This window comes from Pseudoflavonifractor gallinarum (assembly GCF_014982855.1).
Classification (GTDB): domain Bacteria; phylum Bacillota; class Clostridia; order Oscillospirales; family Oscillospiraceae; genus Pseudoflavonifractor_A; species Pseudoflavonifractor_A gallinarum.
In genome coordinates this window covers 203,082-220,347 of sequence record NZ_JADCKF010000001.1, presented here as the reverse complement: position 1 = coordinate 220,347, position 17,266 = coordinate 203,082, and the positions used below count along the sequence as shown (strand labels likewise).

General features: G+C 59.7%; 13 protein-coding genes. 3 read left to right on the top strand and 10 right to left on the bottom strand.

Annotated features, from left to right (window positions below; genetic code table 11):
* Positions 1 to 43: 43 nt before the first annotated feature.
* Positions 44 to 1,828 carry an ABC-F family ATP-binding cassette domain-containing protein gene (locus INF37_RS00995; RefSeq protein ID WP_186963136.1) on the bottom strand — a complete coding sequence of 595 codons (1,785 nt, stop codon included), beginning with the start codon at positions 1,826 to 1,828 and terminating at the stop codon, positions 44 to 46.
* Between the two features lie 83 nt (positions 1,829 to 1,911).
* On the bottom strand, positions 1,912 to 2,772 hold the full coding sequence (locus INF37_RS00990) for a LysR family transcriptional regulator (RefSeq protein WP_193535852.1): 861 nt from the start codon (positions 2,770 to 2,772) through the stop codon (positions 1,912 to 1,914).
* 109 nt (positions 2,773 to 2,881) lie between these two features.
* On the opposite strand from INF37_RS00990, the gene INF37_RS00985 reads away from it, so the two are divergent.
* Positions 2,882 to 3,913, top strand: a complete 1,032-nt coding sequence (locus INF37_RS00985) for a YeiH family protein (RefSeq protein WP_193535850.1) — start codon at positions 2,882 to 2,884, stop codon at positions 3,911 to 3,913.
* A 56-nt stretch (positions 3,914 to 3,969) separates the two neighbouring features.
* Here INF37_RS00985 and INF37_RS00980 read toward each other — a convergent pair whose 3' ends face one another.
* Positions 3,970 to 4,359 (bottom strand): hypothetical protein, encoded by a 390-nt coding sequence (locus INF37_RS00980; protein ID WP_101692390.1) that lies wholly within the window; start codon positions 4,357 to 4,359, stop codon positions 3,970 to 3,972.
* Positions 4,360 to 4,550: 191 nt separating this feature from the next.
* Between INF37_RS00980 and INF37_RS00975 the strand changes: the two genes are divergently transcribed.
* A complete protein-coding gene (locus tag INF37_RS00975) occupies positions 4,551 to 5,036 on the top strand; it encodes a deoxycytidylate deaminase (RefSeq protein ID WP_101692391.1) in 486 nt (161 codons plus the stop codon).
* A gap of 58 nt (positions 5,037 to 5,094) precedes the next feature.
* Here INF37_RS00975 and INF37_RS00970 read toward each other — a convergent pair whose 3' ends face one another.
* The 7 genes from INF37_RS00970 to dpaL form a co-directional block, all read right to left on the bottom strand.
* Complete coding sequence (locus INF37_RS00970; protein ID WP_193535848.1) at positions 5,095 to 6,432, bottom strand: uracil-xanthine permease family protein; 1,338 nt, start codon at positions 6,430 to 6,432, stop codon at positions 5,095 to 5,097.
* Between the two features lie 206 nt (positions 6,433 to 6,638).
* Entirely contained in the window at positions 6,639 to 7,979 is a 1,341-nt protein-coding gene (locus tag INF37_RS00965; protein ID WP_186963140.1) for a uracil-xanthine permease family protein, read from the bottom strand.
* Positions 7,980 to 8,230: 251 nt separating this feature from the next.
* Complete coding sequence (locus INF37_RS00960; RefSeq protein WP_186963141.1) at positions 8,231 to 8,605, bottom strand: Rid family detoxifying hydrolase; 375 nt, start codon at positions 8,603 to 8,605, stop codon at positions 8,231 to 8,233.
* A gap of 95 nt (positions 8,606 to 8,700) precedes the next feature.
* Positions 8,701 to 9,642 (bottom strand): carbamate kinase, encoded by a 942-nt coding sequence (arcC, locus tag INF37_RS00955; protein ID WP_101692396.1) that lies wholly within the window; start codon positions 9,640 to 9,642, stop codon positions 8,701 to 8,703.
* A gap of 299 nt (positions 9,643 to 9,941) precedes the next feature.
* Entirely contained in the window at positions 9,942 to 11,141 is a 1,200-nt protein-coding gene (ygeW, locus tag INF37_RS00950; protein WP_101692397.1) for a knotted carbamoyltransferase YgeW, read from the bottom strand.
* Between the two features lie 145 nt (positions 11,142 to 11,286).
* A complete protein-coding gene (locus tag INF37_RS00945; protein WP_101692398.1) occupies positions 11,287 to 12,699 on the bottom strand; it encodes a YgeY family selenium metabolism-linked hydrolase in 1,413 nt (470 codons plus the stop codon).
* Positions 12,700 to 12,826: 127 nt separating this feature from the next.
* Positions 12,827 to 14,080, bottom strand: coding sequence for a diaminopropionate ammonia-lyase (gene dpaL, locus INF37_RS00940; RefSeq protein ID WP_193535846.1), 1,254 nt, complete (start codon positions 14,078 to 14,080; stop codon positions 12,827 to 12,829).
* Positions 14,081 to 14,438: 358 nt separating this feature from the next.
* On the opposite strand from dpaL, the gene xdh reads away from it, so the two are divergent.
* Positions 14,439 to 17,012: a selenium-dependent xanthine dehydrogenase gene (gene xdh, locus INF37_RS00935; protein ID WP_101692399.1), complete on the top strand. Its 2,574-nt coding sequence runs from the start codon at positions 14,439 to 14,441 to the stop codon at positions 17,010 to 17,012.
* The last annotated feature ends 254 nt before the right edge of the window (positions 17,013 to 17,266 follow it).

The following is a 17,266-nucleotide window of genomic DNA, read 5'->3' as shown; positions in this document are numbered from 1 at the left end:
AAACGCGGGCAGCCTCTTCAGGCTGCCCGCGTTTTTTTGTGCCCTACTGGGCGGCGATGCGCTCGGCCAGATCGTTGAGATAGACCCAGCGCTCCATCTTTTCCTCCAGCGCGCTCTCCAGCTGACTCTGCTCCTCCTGGAGCCGCTGCAGGGCCACATAGTCGCTGCCGCATGCGCTCTGCTGGGCCTGATTGTCGGCCAGCTGCTCCTCCAGCGCTGCGATGTCTGCATCGATGGTCTCGTACTCCCGCTGCTCCTTGTAGCTGAACTTCAGCTTCTTGGGCGCGGAGGGCCGGGACTCTTCCTTTTTGGGGGCCGGTTTCTCGGCCTTCTTCTCCGCCCGGCGCCGCTCGGCCAGGGCCGCCAGATAGTCGGTGTAGCCTCCGGCATAGGGGGTGACCCGGCCGTCCCCCTCCACCACGAAGATGCGGCGGGCCACCTTGTCCAGGAAATAGCGGTCGTGGGAGACCGCCACCACCGCCCCCGGGAAGGTCTCCAGATAGTCCTCCAGAATGGTGAGGGTCTCAATGTCCAGGTCGTTGGTGGGCTCGTCCAGCAGCAGGATATTGGGAGCGGAGGCCAGGATAGAGAGGAGGAAGAGCCGCCGCTTCTCCCCGCCGGAGAGCTTATCGATGGGGCTCCACTGGACATCGGCGGGGAAGAGGAACTGCTCCAGCAGCTGGCTGGCTGTGATGACGCCGTCCACCGTCTCAATGCGCTCCCCGATCTCCTTCACATAGTCGATGACCCGGGTCTCGCCGTCCATGGGCGGGTTTTCCTGGGAAAAGTAGCCAATCTTTACCGTCTCACCCACGATGACTTCCCCCTGGTCAGGCGAGAGGCGCCCGGCGATCAGATTGAGCAGAGTGGACTTGCCGCTGCCGTTGACCCCCACGATGCCGATCCGGTCATCCCGCAGGAGCATGCAGTCAAAGTCCCGCAGCACCTGCCGCCCCTCAAAGGACTTGGAGACCCCCCGGAGCTCCACCGTCTTTTTCCCCAGGCGGCTGGCCACCGAGGAGAGCTCCAGCCCGGCCCGCTCGGTGGGGCCGCTCTGATTTTTCAGGGCCTCGTAGCGCTCCAGACGCTCCCGGCTCTTGGTGCCCCGGGCGGTGGGGCCCTGCATGACCCACTGGTACTCCCGCCGGAGGATGGACTGCCGCTTGCGCTCACTGGCCCGGGCCGACTCCTCCCGCTCTGCCTTCCGGCGGAGGAAGTCCTCATAGCTGCCCTCGTAGAAGTAGAGCTTTCCCCCGTCCACCTCGGCCATGCGGTTGGTGACCCGCTCCAGGAAGTAGCGGTCATGGGTGATCATCACCAGCCCGCCGGCAAAGCGCTGGAGCCACTCCTCCAGCCAAGTGACCATCTCGCTGTCCAGGTGGTTGGTGGGCTCGTCCAGGATGAGCACGTCACAGGGCCGGGCCAGAGCAGCCGCCAGGGCCACCCGCTTGCGCTGCCCGCCCGAGAGCTCCTCCACCCGCTGCTCAAAGCGGGTGATCCCCAACCGGGTCAGGATGGTCTTGGCCTCGTACTCCGCCAGGGCACGGGCATCGGTGGAGAGGCCCAGCAGCACCTGCTCCAGCACCGTGGTCCCCGGGGCAAATTCCGGATTCTGGGGGAGATACTCCAGGCGCACATTGGGGAAGCGGGTGACACAACCGGTCTCAGGCTCCTCCGCCCCGGCCAGAATGCGCAGCAGGGTGGACTTGCCCGCGCCGTTGACGCCGATGACGCCCACACGCTCCCCGGGCTCCAGATAGAAGGACACCCGGTCCAGCAGGACCCGGGTCCCATAGGTCTTCGTAATGGATTCTGCGGATAACAGCATACAAACGCTCCTTTGCTCGGTGCATCACAAAAGGTCACACCAGTATACACGAACGGGAGAAAAAAGACAACTGCTCCGGGGCCTTACGCCATCCAGTCCTCCCACTCCCCGGCAAAGAGATTGTCCCGCAGCCAGACAAAGTGGAAGGCCCCGCTCAGGGCCTGCCCGGCCAGATCAAAGCGGGCCAGCTTGCCGGCGGCCAGCTCCCGCTCCACCACCGGGGCATAGAGGAAAGAGACCCCCAGGTTTTCCACCACAAGGGCCTTGATGGTGGAAAAGTCGCTGATCTCCACCACGCCGGAAAAGCTGCGCAGGGTACAGTGGTTCTGCCGCAGGGCGGCCTCCAAAATGGCCCGAGTACCCGACCCCGCCTCCCGGACCAGGAGGCGCTCGCCCAGGACCTCCGCTAAGGGGACCGTCCGACCCGCCAGGGGATGCTCGGGCGCACACACGCCGAAAAAGGACTCCCTCCGGTAGAGGCGCACGGCATACCGCTCCCGGTCAAAAAAGCCCTCCACCAGCGCGAAATCCAGCCGTCCTTCCTCCAGTGCCCGCAGCAGAGCGCGGGTATTCTCCACCGTCAGGGAGACCGTCCCTTCCGGATGGCGGCGCAGAAAGCGGCTGATGAGCGGGGCAATGACAAACTCTCCGATGGTCTTGGTGGCCCCCACCCGCAGGATCCGGGGCGCTGGAACGGCCATGGCCTGCTCCATCTTCCGGCTGTTGTAGGCCAGGGAACGGGCCATCTCCCGCAGGCGCACGCCCGCCTCCGTGAGGCGCAGGGTCTTTCCCTCATAGGAGAAGAGCCGGCAGCCATAGTGCTCCTCCAGCGCGCGGATCTGATGGGTGACCGCCGGCTGGGTCACGCACAGCCGCTGGGCCGCCCGGGTATAGTGCATGGTCTCGCACAGGACCAGGAAGGTATGGAGTTTGGGATCCAGCATACAATCACCCATTACAGAAAATTATGGAAAGATAAAAAATCATCATTTTATTTTATCGTCAGGCCGTACTATAATCAAGGGGAAAACGAAAACAAAGGGGCGTTCTGATATGAACTTTGTCAAACAGAAAGGACCTGGCCTGCTGCTCTGTCTGGTTATCGCGCTGCCCTCCTGGTGGCTGGGCAAGCTTTTCCCGGTCATTGGCGGACCGGTCTTCGCCATTCTCTGCGGCATGATCATCACCCTGCTGCTGACCGATAAGACCCGGTTCCAGCCGGGCATCGCCTACACCTCCAAAAAGATCCTGCAATATGCGGTCATCCTGCTGGGCTTTGGCCTCAATCTCTCGGAGATCGCCAAGGTAGGGGCAAAATCCCTGCCCATCATCTGCTCCACCATCGCCACCTCCCTCATCATCTCCTTTGTGCTCTATAAGCTGCTGAAGATGCCCGCCAACATCTCCACCCTGGTTGGGGTGGGCTCCTCCATCTGCGGCGGCTCCGCCATCGCGGCCACCGCTCCGGTCATCGGAGCCGACGATGAGGAGATCGCCCAGGCCATCTCGGTAATCTTCCTCTTCAACGTACTGGCCGCCCTGCTCTTTCCCACCTTTGGCGGGGCCATTGGCCTGAGCAACGAGGGCTTCGGCCTCTTTGCGGGGACCGCCATCAACGACACCTCCTCGGTCACCGCTGCCGCGTCCACCTGGGATACCCTCCACGGCACCAACGGCGCGGTGCTGGAGTACGCCACCATCGTCAAGCTCACCCGCACCCTGGCCATCATCCCCATCACGCTGGCCCTCGCCTTCTGGCGGACCTGGCAGGTCAAGCGGGGCAGCAATACCTCCAGCGGCACCTTTGATCTGAAGAAGATTTTCCCCTTCTTCATCCTCTTCTTTGTGCTGGCCTCGGTCATTACGACTCTCTCCACCTCCTGCGGTGTGCCCTCCGCCTTCTTCCAGCCCTTCAAGGAGCTGTCCAAGTTCTTCATCATCCTGGCCATGGCCGCCATCGGTCTGAACACCAACATCGTCAAACTGGTGCGCACCGGCGGCAAGCCCATCTTCATGGGCGTGTGCTGCTGGGCCGGTATCACGGGTGTGAGCCTGGGCATGCAGCATCTGCTGGGCCTGCTGTAATCCCGGACATAAGACAAGGCGCGTCCCCGATCGGGGACGCGCCTTACAGCGTTCACTCAGCTTTTTTCCTCAAAGCTCACGCCGCAGTTGCGGCAATTGACCGTGATCTTTCCTTTTCCTCTGGGGACCCGCAGATATTGTCCGCAATTGGGGCACTTGAAATAGCGGTGTTCCTTATCCCGCGAGATGGTCCGGCGCATTTTACACCAACGGATGGCCGGTCCAGCCAGGGTAAGAAAGCGGGCGTTTTCCGCCCGGCGCTTGGCATACTGCCGGGAGAAGATGCGGTAAAAGGACCAGAACAGCACCGCAAGCGCCAGCCAGGACAAGAGCTCCAGATGGGGCAGTCCGGACAGAACTACCAGGAGCACATAGACCGCCAGAAGAAACCAGGAGAGTTGATCGCCGCCATATCGCCCATACATGAATCTCCGAAGCCAGTTCATATGTGCGGTCGTCTCCTTTGCTGTGAAGTATGGGGACGCAGATGCGTCCCCGAATTATTTTCTGTTCTAATGATACTGCCTGACCCCCCAATCGTCAAGAAATCAAACGTAAACAATATGTGAATTGTGCTTGCGTGGGGCGGACAAAACCGCTATACTAAAAAAAATAGATCCCTCGGGAGGGAATTATCATGGCACGTATTGACAAAGAAAACTATTACCTGGACATTGCGGAGACCGTACTGGAGCGCTCCACCTGTTTACGCCGCTGTTACGGCGCCATCATCGTCAAAAATGATGAGATTGTCTCCACCGGGTACAATGGCGCCCCCCGTGGACGGCGCAACTGCGGGGATCTGGGCTACTGCACCCGGGAGGCCATGAATATCCCCTCGGGCGAGCGGTATGAGCTGTGCCGCTCGGTCCACGCGGAGGCCAATGCCATCATCTCTGCCGCCCGCAGCCAGTCCATCGGCGCCACGCTCTATCTGGCCGGCCGGGACGCCAAGACGGGAGAACTGCTCTCCGATGCCACCTCCTGCTCCATGTGCCGGCGCCTCATCATCAACGCCGGGATCGACCGGGTGGTGATCCGCCGCACGAAAGAGGACTACTCCGTGGTCCACGTGGAGGACTGGATCCGGGAAGACGATTCTCTTCCCAGCTCTGTAAAGTGACAGATCAGAAAGGCGCGCACCTGATAAAACAGGTGCGCGCCTTTTTTCATGCAGACAATTATACGCTCTTGCTCTCCTGCACCGGAGCATCCTTGGGAAGCGCCAGGTTGAGGATGATGGCCATGATGGCGGTGACTACCACGGGGCTGCTGCCGAATACGGTGGTGACCCACTGGGGGAAACCCTGGAGGCAGTCCTGCACCTGCGTGATGCCCACGCCCAGTGCCACAGACAGACCGACTACCGTGCTGCTGCGCATGGTGAAGTTCTCAGAGGTGATCATGCGCATACCGGTCATGGTGATCATAGCAAATACAGACACCGTCGCGCCGCCGATGACGCTCTGGGGAATGGTGGTGAGCAGAGAGGAAAACTTGGGAACAAAGCCCGCAATCGCCAGAATAATGGCGGCAAAGGCAAACACGGCCCGGTTAATGACCCGGTTGACCGTCACAATACCCACGTTCTGGCTGTAAGTGGCCGCAGGCAGGCCGCCGAACAGCGCGCCTACGATGCTGACGATACCCTGGGCAATGATGCCGCCCTGAAGCTCCTTGTCGGTGGGCATACGGTCCATACCACCCATGGTGGTGGAGGAGAGATCTCCGATGGTCTGCACCGCGTTGACCACATACACGATACCCAGGGAGATAATGGCGCTCACATTAAAGGAAATATCAAAGTGCAGAGGCATGGGAACCTGGAAGAAGCCCGCCTCGCTCACCGCGTCAAAGCTCACCATGCCCAGGAAGAAGGCCAGCACATAGCCGACGATCATGCCCCAGAGAATGGCGCCCAGCTTGAGCACGCCCTTGGAGAAGTTGTTGAGGATGACCACCACCAGGAAGGTCACAATGGCCACCAGCCAATTCTTCATGGAACCAAAGCCCTCGGTGCCTGCGCCGCCGGCCATATACTTGATGGCCGTGGGGTACAGGGAAAGGCCAATGGTAAAGATGACCGTACCGGTCACCAGCGGCGGGAAAAAGACCCGGATCTGCTTGACAAAAATACCAAACAGGATGGCAATGATACCGCCAAAGATTTCCGCGCCCAAAATAGTGGGCAGATCAAATTGCCCGCCAATGGCCAGCAGTGTGGGGACATAGGCAAAGCTGATGCCCATAACCACCGGAAGGCGCGCGCCGATGCGCCCAAAAATGGGGAAAAGCTGGATCAGGGTCGCCAGCGCCGTCACCAGCAGAGAGACCTGGATCAACAGTGTTCGGTCCGATCCGGTAATGTTGCAGGTGTTGGCCACCAGAATGGCCGGGGTCACGATTCCTACTACCGCGGCCACCACATGCTGAAGTCCCAGAGGGACCAATTGACCTGGAGCAGGTATGCCCTCATATTGGAATACGGACGCCCGCCCCTCACGGGAAGTCTGCTTCATCCAAATCACCTCATTAATTTTTTTTAGTTTTCATAAAATATTTTCTTTAATAAAATGATACCCCCATTCTTTTTCATTTTCAAGAAAAATATGTCCGGCAGATCATCAAATTATCCCCAATCTTTTTGTGCAAAAAACAATATATCGCCCTGGTCAATCCAACCAGAGCGATATATTGACGGATTTTGTCCAAACTCAAGATAAAATCACTTTGTCTCAGGGTCAGGGTCCTTCGGCAGGATCAGGTTGAGGATCACAGCCACCACCGCGGCCCCCACAGGTGCAAAGGAGCCAAACACATTCTGCACCCACATGGGGAAGAGCTCCAGGCAGCCAGGGGCCATGGTCACACCGATCCCCAGGGCCGCCGCCAGTCCCACGATGGTGCGGTTGCGCATGGTGAAGGGGCCGGCAGAGACGATCATATTGACGCCGGTCATGGCAATGATGGAGAACACCGAGATAGTGGCGCCGCCCAGAACGGCATTGGGAATGGTAGTGAGCACCGCCGAGAACTTGGGCACCAATCCGGCCACACCCAGCACCACCGCTGCAAAGGCGAACACACTGCGGTTAATGACCTTGTTCATGGTCACGATGCCCACGTTCTGGCTGTAAGAACAGGTGCTCAGTCCTCCAAACAGAGCGCCGATCACCGAGGTGACACCCTGGGAGATGATACCTCCCTGAAGCTCCTGATCGGTGGGCATGCGCTCCATGCCGCCCATGGTAGTCGAGCTGATATCTCCAATGGTCTGGAGGGAGTTGGCAATGTAGAGGATGGCCATGGCCAGGATCGCGGAGCCGTTAAACTCCAGGCCAAAGGATTTTACCGGCGTTGCCACGGCAAACCATCCGGCGCCGCCCACGCTGCTAAAGTCCACCATTCCCAGGAGCAGGGCAAGAAGATAGCCTCCCACCAGGCCCCACAACACGGCGCCCAGCTTCAGAAAGCCCTTCCCGAAATTCTGGAAGGCCAGCACCAGTGCAAAGGTAAAAATGGCCACGCCCCAGTTCTTGGGGGAGCTGAAATCCGGGGTACCTGCGCCGCCCGCCATGTATTTAATGGCCACGGGATAGAGGTTCATGCCCACCGCCAGAATAACGGTACCCGTCACCAGAGGCGGGAAGAGCTTCCGGATGGGCTTGATGCACAGTCCAAAGAGAATCGCCACCACGCCTGCAATGATCTGGGCCCCCAGGATCTCCGGCAGGGTAAAGGTCTTGCTCATCAGCGTGGGGATGGTAAACCCTACGCCCATAATGACCGGCAGGCCGGAGCCGATGTATTTGGTAACGGGGAAGAGCATCAAAATGGTGGAAAACGCGGTCATCAGAAGGGCCATCTGCACCAGCAGGGTGGTGGTGGCATCATCCAGTCCGCAGTTCTTGGACACCATCAGGGCCGGTCCCACCGTGCTGACCACAGCTGCCACCACGTGCTGCATGCCCATGGGCAGTATTTTGGGGAGAGATGCTTTTGCCTTCCACTGGAACAGTGGATCTGCTGCCGCCACCGGTTTTGAGACACCTTGTGCTTTACTCATACTTGGTTACCTCCTAATTCCTCTTCTTCTGTATCCAATGTACGGGAGGGGTAACGCGATTAATACATCAGATGACTATATCACTATAACACATTGCACAATTGCCCGCAAGAAAAAACCATTGCTCATTGTCAAAAATTCTAACCTTCCATTTTGTGGATAATCACAATGGTAGTACCAGATCAGCGCATAAAAAAGATCCCATTCCCGAGACGGGAATGGGATCCATTGTACAACGTCAAGGATGCCGCTTACTTTACCGCAATGGCCTCGATCTCAAAGAGTGCGCCCTTGGGCAGGTTTGCCACCTGATAGCAGGAGCGGGCGGGGGGATCGGTGTGGAACACGCCGGAGTAGATGGCGTTGATGGTGGCAAAATCGTTGATGTCGGCCAGGAAGACCGTGGTCTTCACCACATCGGCATAGCTCATGCCGGCCTCCTCCAGAATCGCACCCATGCTCTTCAGGGCCAGAGTGGCCTGCTCGGATACATCCTTGCCCAGGGTGCCGGTGGCCTTATCCACGCCCAGCTGGCCGGAGATGAAGAGCATGTTGCCCGCCTGCTTGGCGTGGCAGTAGGGGCCGGTCGCGGTAGGGGCGGCGGCAGCGGTAATGGTCTTGTTCATGGGAAAACCTCCATTCAGATGCGGGAGTTTCTCTCCCGGATAAAACTACGGAAGGGCCGGGGCGTGTTACGCCCCGGCCCGGTAAATACGGAAAATCAGCAGTGGATGCTGGTACCGGTCTTGCCGGCAACGCCGTCCTTAGCCTTCTCCAGCAGAGTGATGAGGGCGGTACGGCCGGGCTTGGACTGGGCAAACTGCAGAGCAGCCTGCACCTTGGGCAGCATGGAGCCGGGAGCAAACTCGCCGTCAGCGATGTACTTCTCAGCCTCAGCGGGAGTCAGCTCGTCCAGCCACTTCACATCGGGCTTGCCGAAGTGGATGGCCACCTTCTCCACGGCGGTGAGGATGATCAGGCAGTCGGCGTCCAGCTGCTGAGCCAGCACGCAGGAGGCGAAGTCCTTGTCCACCACAGCGGCAGCGCCGTCCAGACGGTTGCCCTCACCGTGGAACACGGGGATGCCGCCGCCGCCGCAGGCAACGACCACATGGCCGGCGTCCACCAGGGCCTTGACGGTATCTATCTCGGCAATGGCCTGGGGCTTGGGAGAGGCCACCACACGGCGGTAGCCGCGGCCGGCGTCCTCCTTCACCACATAGCCGCGCTCGGCAGCCAGCTTCTCAGCCTCTTCCTTGGTCATGAAGGCGCCGATGGGCTTGGTGGGATTCTCGAAGGCGGGATCGTTCTTGTCCACGATGACCTGGGTCAGAACGGTGGCGCAGGGCTTGTTGATGCCCCGGTCCAGCAGCTCCTGCCGCAGGGCGTTCTGCAGATCGTATCCGATGTAGCCCTGGCTCATGGCCACGCACACGGACAGGGGGCAGGGGATGTACTTCTCGGGGTTGGAGCGGGTCAGCTCGGTCATGGCGTTCTGGATCATGCCCACCTGGGGACCGTTGCCGTGGGCAATAATGACTTCATGGCCCTCCTCGATCAGGTCGGCAATGGCCTTGGCGGTCTGCTGCACGGCGATCATCTGCTCGGGAAGGTTATTGCCCAGCGCGTTGCCGCCCAGGGCGATGACGATTTTTTTACCCATTAGTCGCACCTCATTTTTCCGTATTATTAAAATACGCAGTCTAATTTGATAAGGCTATCATAAAGCCAAAGTCTTCAGATGTCAAATGGTATTTCAGACAAAATTGTAAACTCTTCTAATTTCTTTTCTCTTTCCCGCCGCGCAGCACCCAGAAATTGGTTTGGCCCGCCCGACAAACCATGATTCGTCAAGCGGGCCTTGCCTTGCGCAAAGGGGTTATATAGCAGGCGTGAGGGCCGGAGGCGAAACCGGTCGCGCCATACTACTGAGAAAAACCGTGAGGTATCTCCAAAAAAGACTTACTTCTGGAACCAACGGGCCATGCCGCGCTCCTCCAGGGCCTTCAGAGTGGCCTGGGGATCCTTCACCTTAGCCAGGAAGATCATGGCGGCGATGATGTAGGGCTTGAAGGAAGCCTCCTTGTACAGGGGGTCACGATAGCGGTCGAACACGGAAGCCTCGACCTCGCCGTCCTTGCAGGAGACGTCGTTGATGTCGGCGGGCAGGCAGTGCATGTACAGAGCCTTGCCGTTCTTGGTGGTCTTCATGAGCTCCTCGGTGCAGCACCAATCCTTGTGGTTGGCGTTCTGAGCCAGCAGCTCCTTCTCCAGAGCCTTGATGCCCTCGCTGTCGCCCTCGGCGTACAGGTTGGTGCGCTTCTCCATGGCGGCAAAGGGAGCCCAGCTCTTGGGATACACGATGTCGGCATCCTTGAAGGCCTCGGCCATGGAGTGGGTCTTGGTGAAGGTACCGCCGCTCTTGGCAGCGTTGGCCTTGGCGACCTCCTCGACCTCGGGCATGACCTCATATCCCTCGGGATGGGCCAGGACAACGTCCATGCCGAAGCGGCTCATCAGGCCGATGATGCCCTGGGGCACGGAGAGGGGCTTGCCGTAGGAGGGGCTGTAAGCCCAGGTCATGGCGATCTTCTTGCCCTTCAGATTCTCCACGCCGCCGAACTCATGGATGATGTGCAGCATGTCGGCCATGGCCTGAGTGGGGTGGTCGATGTCGCACTGGAGGTTGACCAGAGTGGGCTTCTGCTCCAGGACGCCGTCCTTGTTGCCCTGGGTCACGGCCTCGACCACTTCCTTCTGATAGGTGTGGCCCTTGCCGATGTACATGTCGTCACGGATACCGATGACGTCGGCCATGAAGGAGATCATGTTGGCAGTCTCACGGACGGTCTCGCCATGGGCGATCTGGCTCTTGCCCTCGTCCAGATCCTGCACCTCGAGGCCCAGCAGGTTACAGGCGGAGGCGAAGGAGAAACGGGTACGGGTGGAGTTGTCGCGGAACAGGGAGATGCCCAGGCCGCTCTCAAAGATCTTGGTGGAAATGTTGTTCTCACGCATGTAGCGCAGGGCGTCGGCCACGGTGAAGACAGCCTCGATCTCGTCGTCGGTCTTGTCCCAGGTCAGGAAGAAGTCACCCTCGTACATCTCCTTGAAGTTGAGCTTGTTGAGCTTGTCAATATAAGCCTGCAGTTTGGCATCCATAATCTTGTTCTCCTTTATATTTGAGTTTTCAGTTCAGTTCTGTATGGACCGGAGGCGAATCGGGTCGTCACAGATTCAGATGGAACAGGGAGGAGGGGGCCGCCGGACCTTCCGGCGGTCCTCCGCCTGTATGCACAGGAAAAACTTACTTAATGTCGTTGTCGGTCAGGGTGGCGCGGAACTGGGTCACGTCGTCGGTCTTGTTCTCCTCCTTGTACAGGCCGGGCACGGCGGAGTACAGGGCGGCGCAGCGGACCAGATCGTCCTTCCAGGTGATCTCGTTGGGGGCATGAGCCTGGCTCTCAGCACCGGGGCCGAAGCCGACGCAGGGGATGCCGTAACGGCCCTGGATGGCCACGCCGTTGGTGGAGAAGGTCCACTTGTCGGTCAGAGGACGGCCCTCGCGCAGATGCATGGCGTCGCGCTTGGGATCGGCGTCGGTGTGGCCCAGACGCTTGTCGCCGAACAGGCCGTGGTGAGCGTCCACCAGAGCCTGCACGTGGGCGGCAGTCTCCTTGTTGATCCAGGTGGGGAAGTAGCACTCGGTCTCATAGACCTCGCCGGTCCACGCGGGACGGTCGTACATGTACATGGAGACCTTCACGTCGTCGCCGTACTTCTTCACGCTGGGCAGCTGACGGATCTCCTCCAGGCAGGAATCCCAGGTCTCGCCGGCGGTCATACGGCGGTCGATGGAGATGGCGCAGGAGTCAGCCACAGCGCAGCGGCTGGGAGAGGTGTAGAAGATCTGGGAGGTGGTGCAGGTGCCGCGGCCCAGGAAGCGGGCATCCTCATAGTGCTCGGGGTTGTACTTGGGGTTGAGCATCTTCACGAGGCCCTTGATCTCGGTGGAGTCGGCGTCGTCGTTCTCGTTGAGGGCGCGGACATCCTGAAGAATGTCGGCCATCTTGTAGATGGCGTTGTCGCCGCGCTCGGGAGCGGAGCCGTGGCAGGAAACGCCCTTCACGTCCACGCGGATCTCCATACGGCCGCGGTGACCGCGGTAGATGCCGCCGTCGGTGGGCTCAGTGGAGACCACGAACTCGACCTGCTCCTTCTTGATGCCGTTGGCGGGGAAGAACTTGTTGACGATGTACTGCCAGCACATGCCGTCGCAGTCCTCTTCCTGAACGGTGCCCACCACCATGATCTTGTATCCGGGAGGAATCAGGCCCAGATCCTTCATGATCTTGGCGCCGTAAGTGGCGGAAGCCATGCCGCCCTCCTGGTCGGAACCGCCGCGGCCGAAGATCACGGCGTCATCCTCGTAGCCCTTGTAGGGGTCGGCTTCCCAGTTGTTGATGTTGCCGATGCCCACGGTGTCGATGTGGGAGTCAAAAGCGATGATCTTGTCGCCCTCGCCCATCCAGCCGATCACGTTGCCCAGGCCGTCGATCTCGACCTTGTCGTAGCCCAGCTTTTCCATCTCGGCCTTGATGCACATGACGACTTCCTTCTCCTCGCAGCTCTCGCTGGGATGGGAAATCATGTCCCGCAGGAAGCGGCTCATGTCAGCGCGGTAGCTCTCGGCTGCGGCCTTGATCTTTTCAAAATCCATGACTAATCCTCCAAATTACATATATGACTTTTTTTGTAAACAATGGGCAAGCAATCCGGCGGCCCCGCGGCCACGGGGCCGCCGTTTGCTGAGAGACGTCTGTTCGCTTGTATCGCAGGAACCAGTCTTACTTGTTCAGTCGATAACCTTCGTACTCAGCCAGCGGCGTGCTGGTGGTGGGATATTCGCCGTCCCAGATGATGCGGCGGAACTTCTGAGGATCGGTGTTGCCCTCGGTGGAGATCATCAGCACCTGGCTGAAGCGGTCCAGGCCCAGATAATCCTTGAGGTCCTTGTAATCGGGGTTGTTCATGATGGCATCCAGGCAGCCCATGCCCACGGCGCCGGACTCGCCGGAGATGACCACGGGGTCGCCGTCGCAGGGAACGCCCAGCATACGCATGCCCTTGGCGCTGACCCAGTCGGGGCAGGAGGTAAAGACGCTGGAGTGGTTGCGCAGGATGTCCCAGCCGATGATGTTGGGCTCACCGCAGGCCAGGCCGGCCATGATGGTCTTCAGATCGCCGGTGACGATGCGGGGATTGCCGTCGCCCACCAGAGCGCCGCGGAACAGGCAGTCGGCCGCGGAAGTCTCCATGATGACCACCTTGGGAGGATCATTGGGGAAGAGGTTGTGGAAGAAGCCCTGCACCGCGCCGGCCAGAGAACCCACGCCCGCCTGCACGAACACGTGAGTGGGACGGTTCACACCGATCTGACGCAGCTGCTCGGCCGCCTCAGAAGCCATGGTGCCGTAGCCCTGCATGATCCAGGAGGGGATGTCCTCGTAGCCCTCCCAGGCGGTGTCCTGCACGATGACGCCGTTCTCGCACTCGTCGGCCTCAGCCGCAGCCATGCGCACGCAGTCGTCGTAGTTCACGTCCTCGATAGTGACCTTGGCGCCTTCCTTGGCAATGTTATTGTAACGAGCAATGGAGCTGCCCTTGGGCATATGGACAACAGCCTTCTGACCCAGCTTGTTGGCAGCCCACGCCACGCCGCGGCCATGGTTGCCGTCGGTGGCGGTGAAGAAGGTGGCCTGACCAAACTCCTTGCGCAGCTGCTCGCTGGTCAGGTAGTCATAGGTCATCTCGGACACGTCCTTGCCGGTCTTCTGCGCGATGTACCGGGCCATGGCAAAGGAGCCGCCCAGCACCTTAAAGGCGTTCAGGCCAAAGCGATAGGACTCATCCTTAACATAGATGCCGCCCAGGCCCATGTAGGTGGCCATCCGCTTCAGGTTGGCCAGAGGGGTCACGGAATACTGAGGGAAGCTGCTGTGAAACGCGCGGGCCTTGGCCACGTTCTCCAGGGACATGACTTCCAGCCACTTGTCGTCGCTCTTGGGCATCCGATTGGGTACCCACTTAATCTGTTCCATCTCCATTTTACTTCATTCGCCTCCGTAAAAATTTGAGAGATTACCTCGCGGAATTTCTCCCGCTTTCCGCAACCATAATACCATATTATACTGATAAGTCAAGTGGTATCCTAAAAATTTTTTATTTTAACTAAAACTATTTTTGAATTTTGTTTATTTTACCTACAAGCCCAATATTGCCTTTCCAAAAAATTAGTGCTAAGCTATAAACAAGAAGGAAAATAGGCTTATTTTGAGATTGGAATGTGCAAAATGCAGATGGGCTGTATCGCCCCCGCCGGATACGTTCGATCCGCATCTACACCCCACTCCCGCACGGTAAGAACCATCTCAAAGGATTTAAAGGAGGCAACTTAAGATGTTCACTCTGAACGTCAACGGCAAGACCGTAACCGTCGAGCAGGACCGCAAACTTATCGATGTCCTGCGCGAGGACCTGAAACTCACCTCCGTCAAAGACGGCTGCGACCAGGGCGCCTGCGGCGCCTGTACCATTCTGGTGGATGGCGCCCCCATCAAGGCCTGCGTCCAGAAGGTCTCCAAATTTGAAGGGAAGGAAATCCTCACGGTCGAAGGACTGAGCGAGCGGGAGCGTGAGGTCTATGTCTACGCTTTCGGCGAGGCCGGAGCCGTCCAGTGCGGCTTCTGCATCCCCGGCATGGTCCTGTGCGGCAAGTCCCTCATCGACCGCAATCCCAATCCCACCCGGGATGAGATCGCTTTTGCCATCCGCAACAACATCTGCCGCTGCACCGGTTATAAGAAGATCATCGACGCCATCGAGCTGGCCGCCCGCCTGATCCGGGAGGACCGCAGAGATCTCAAGCCTCCGGTGGTCACCGGCGTGGGTCAGCGGGCCCACCGGGTGGACGTGGCCGAGAAGGTCCTGGGCTACGGCCAGTATACCAATGACATCCAGATCGACGGCATGCTGGTGGGCTCCGCTCTGCGCGCCCAGTATCCCCGGGCCCGGGTACTCTCCATCGACACCAGCGCGGCCAAGGCCGTGCCCGGCGTCCATGCCGTTCTCACGGCGGCGGATATCCCCGGTTCCTTTAAGGTTGGCCATCTGAAGCAGGACTGGGACGCACTGGTTCCCGTGGGCCATGTGACCCACTACTTGGGCGATGCCGTGGCCCTGGTGGCCGCCGAGACCTGGGAGCAGGTCCAGCAGGCCAAGGCCCTGATCAAGGTGGAATACGAGGTGCTGCCCGGCATTTTCGACGCCCGGGAGGCCCTAAAAGAGGGCTCCCCGCTGGTCCACGAGAGCAGCAGCAGCAATATCCTGGCCCATGAGCATCTGGTCCGCGGCAACGCCGACGAGGTGCTGGCCAAGTCGGCCCATGTGGTCACCCGGTCCTACTACACGCCTCCCACCGAGCACGCCTTCCTGGAGCCCGAGTGCGCCGTGGCCATGGTGGATGACGAGAATCAGGAGGCCCTCATCTACTCCAGCGACCAGGGCACCTATGATACCCAGCATGAGTGCTCTCTCATGATGGGCTGGAAGCCGGAGCAGATCCACGTGATCAACGCCCTGGTGGGCGGCGGCTTCGGCGGCAAGGAGGACGTGAGCGTACAGCACCACGCCCTGCTGCTGGCCTACCACACCCACCGTCCGGTCAAGGTCAAGCTGACCCGGGATGAGAGCATCCTCATCCATCCCAAGCGCCACGCTGCCTGGATGGAGTTCACCACCGGCTGTGATGAGAACGGCTACCTCACCGCCATGAAGGCCGTGGTGGTCACCGACACCGGCGCCTATGCGTCCCTGGGCGGCCCCGTGCTTCAGCGCCTGTGCACCCACGCCGCCGGCCCCTATAACTATCAGGTTATCGACATCGACGGCACCGCCGTCTACACCAACAACCCGCCCGCCGGCGCCTTCCGCGGCTTCGGCGTGACCCAGAGCTGCTTTGCCACCGAGTGTAACCTGAACCTGCTGGCAGAGGCAGTTGGTATCTCTCCCTGGGAGATCCGCTACCGCAACGCCATCCGTCCGGGCCAGGTCCTGCCCAACGGTCAGATCGCCTTCCCCGGCACTGCCCTGGCGCAGACTCTGGAGGCCGTCAAAGAGGTCTATGAGAACCATCCCAGAGCCGGCATTGCCTGCGCCATGAAGAACGCCGGCGTCGGCGTGGGACTCCCCGACTGGGGCCGCTGCCGCATCACGGTGGAGGACGGAAAGATCTGGCTGCGGGCCGGTGCCTCCTGCATCGGACAGGGCCTGGGCACCGTTCTCACCCAGATCGCCTGCGAGACGCTGGGCGTGCATCAGGACGTGGTGGTCTATCCCCAGGCCGAGACCAACAATGCCCCGGACGCCGGTACCACCTCCGGCTCCCGTCAGACCCTCATCACCGGTGAGGCCTGCCGCCGGGCCTGTCTGGAGCTCAAGAAGGTCCTGGACGCCGGCAATTCCCTCGCCGATCTGAATGGCCGGGAGTTCTATGGCGAGTACCTGGCCGCCACCGACAAAATGGGCGCCGACAAGCCCAACCCCGTTTCCCACGTGGGATACGGCTATGCCACCCAGGTGGTCTGCCTCAATGAGGACGGCACCATCGAAAAGGTCGTGGCCGCTCACGACGTGGGCCGGGCCATCAACCCGCTGAGCGTAGAGGGCCAGATCGAGGGCGGCGTGGTCATGAGTCTTGGCTATGCGCTGACCGAGGACTTCCCCCTGGTGGAAGGCAAGCCCACCGCCAAGTTCGGTACCCTGGGACTCTTCCGCGCCAACAAGACCCCCCCGGTGGAGGCCATCATCGTGGAGGCCAACCAGGACTCTGAACTGGGCTATGGCGCAGTCGGCATCGGTGAGATCACATCCATCCCCACCCCTCCCGCGGTGCAGGGTGCCTATTATAAGATGGACGGCCAGTTCCGTACCACCCTCCCCCTGGAGAACACCCCCTATTCCCGCAAAAAGTAAATTTTACCCTGACCGAAAGGCGGCGTGCAGATGAACTGCACGCCGCTTTTTTGAAGTTCCATAAGGTAAACTCCTCATTTCATTTTTGTCTATTTTGACAAATACCTTTTAAATAATCACCTTTATTTTATTTAAATAGACCATTTCCTCTTGACTTTTTTTCATTCGTCCTTTAGAATAGTGGCAAGTTCACCACATATAGTCTTCATATGATATAATCTTTTTGTGATTCTTGACGATATCACTGTGGTGAG

Bases quoted from the DNA above. Each gene is read 5' to 3' on its own strand.
- INF37_RS00995 (WP_186963136.1), bottom strand. From the start codon at position 1,828: ATGCTGTTATCCGCAGAATCCATTACGAAGACCTATGGGACCCGGGTC.
- INF37_RS00990 (WP_193535852.1), bottom strand. From the start codon at position 2,772: ATGCTGGATCCCAAACTCCATACCTTCCTGGTCCTGTGCGAGACCATG.
- INF37_RS00985 (WP_193535850.1), top strand. From the start codon at position 2,882: ATGAACTTTGTCAAACAGAAAGGACCTGGCCTGCTGCTCTGTCTGGTT.
- INF37_RS00980 (WP_101692390.1), bottom strand. From the start codon at position 4,359: ATGAACTGGCTTCGGAGATTCATGTATGGGCGATATGGCGGCGATCAA.
- INF37_RS00975 (WP_101692391.1), top strand. From the start codon at position 4,551: ATGGCACGTATTGACAAAGAAAACTATTACCTGGACATTGCGGAGACC.
- INF37_RS00970 (WP_193535848.1), bottom strand. From the start codon at position 6,432: ATGAAGCAGACTTCCCGTGAGGGGCGGGCGTCCGTATTCCAATATGAG.
- INF37_RS00965 (WP_186963140.1), bottom strand. From the start codon at position 7,979: ATGAGTAAAGCACAAGGTGTCTCAAAACCGGTGGCGGCAGCAGATCCA.
- INF37_RS00960 (WP_186963141.1), bottom strand. From the start codon at position 8,605: ATGAACAAGACCATTACCGCTGCCGCCGCCCCTACCGCGACCGGCCCC.
- arcC (WP_101692396.1), bottom strand. From the start codon at position 9,642: ATGGGTAAAAAAATCGTCATCGCCCTGGGCGGCAACGCGCTGGGCAAT.
- ygeW (WP_101692397.1), bottom strand. From the start codon at position 11,141: ATGGATGCCAAACTGCAGGCTTATATTGACAAGCTCAACAAGCTCAAC.
- INF37_RS00945 (WP_101692398.1), bottom strand. From the start codon at position 12,699: ATGGATTTTGAAAAGATCAAGGCCGCAGCCGAGAGCTACCGCGCTGAC.
- dpaL (WP_193535846.1), bottom strand. From the start codon at position 14,080: ATGGAACAGATTAAGTGGGTACCCAATCGGATGCCCAAGAGCGACGAC.
- xdh (WP_101692399.1), top strand. From the start codon at position 14,439: ATGTTCACTCTGAACGTCAACGGCAAGACCGTAACCGTCGAGCAGGAC.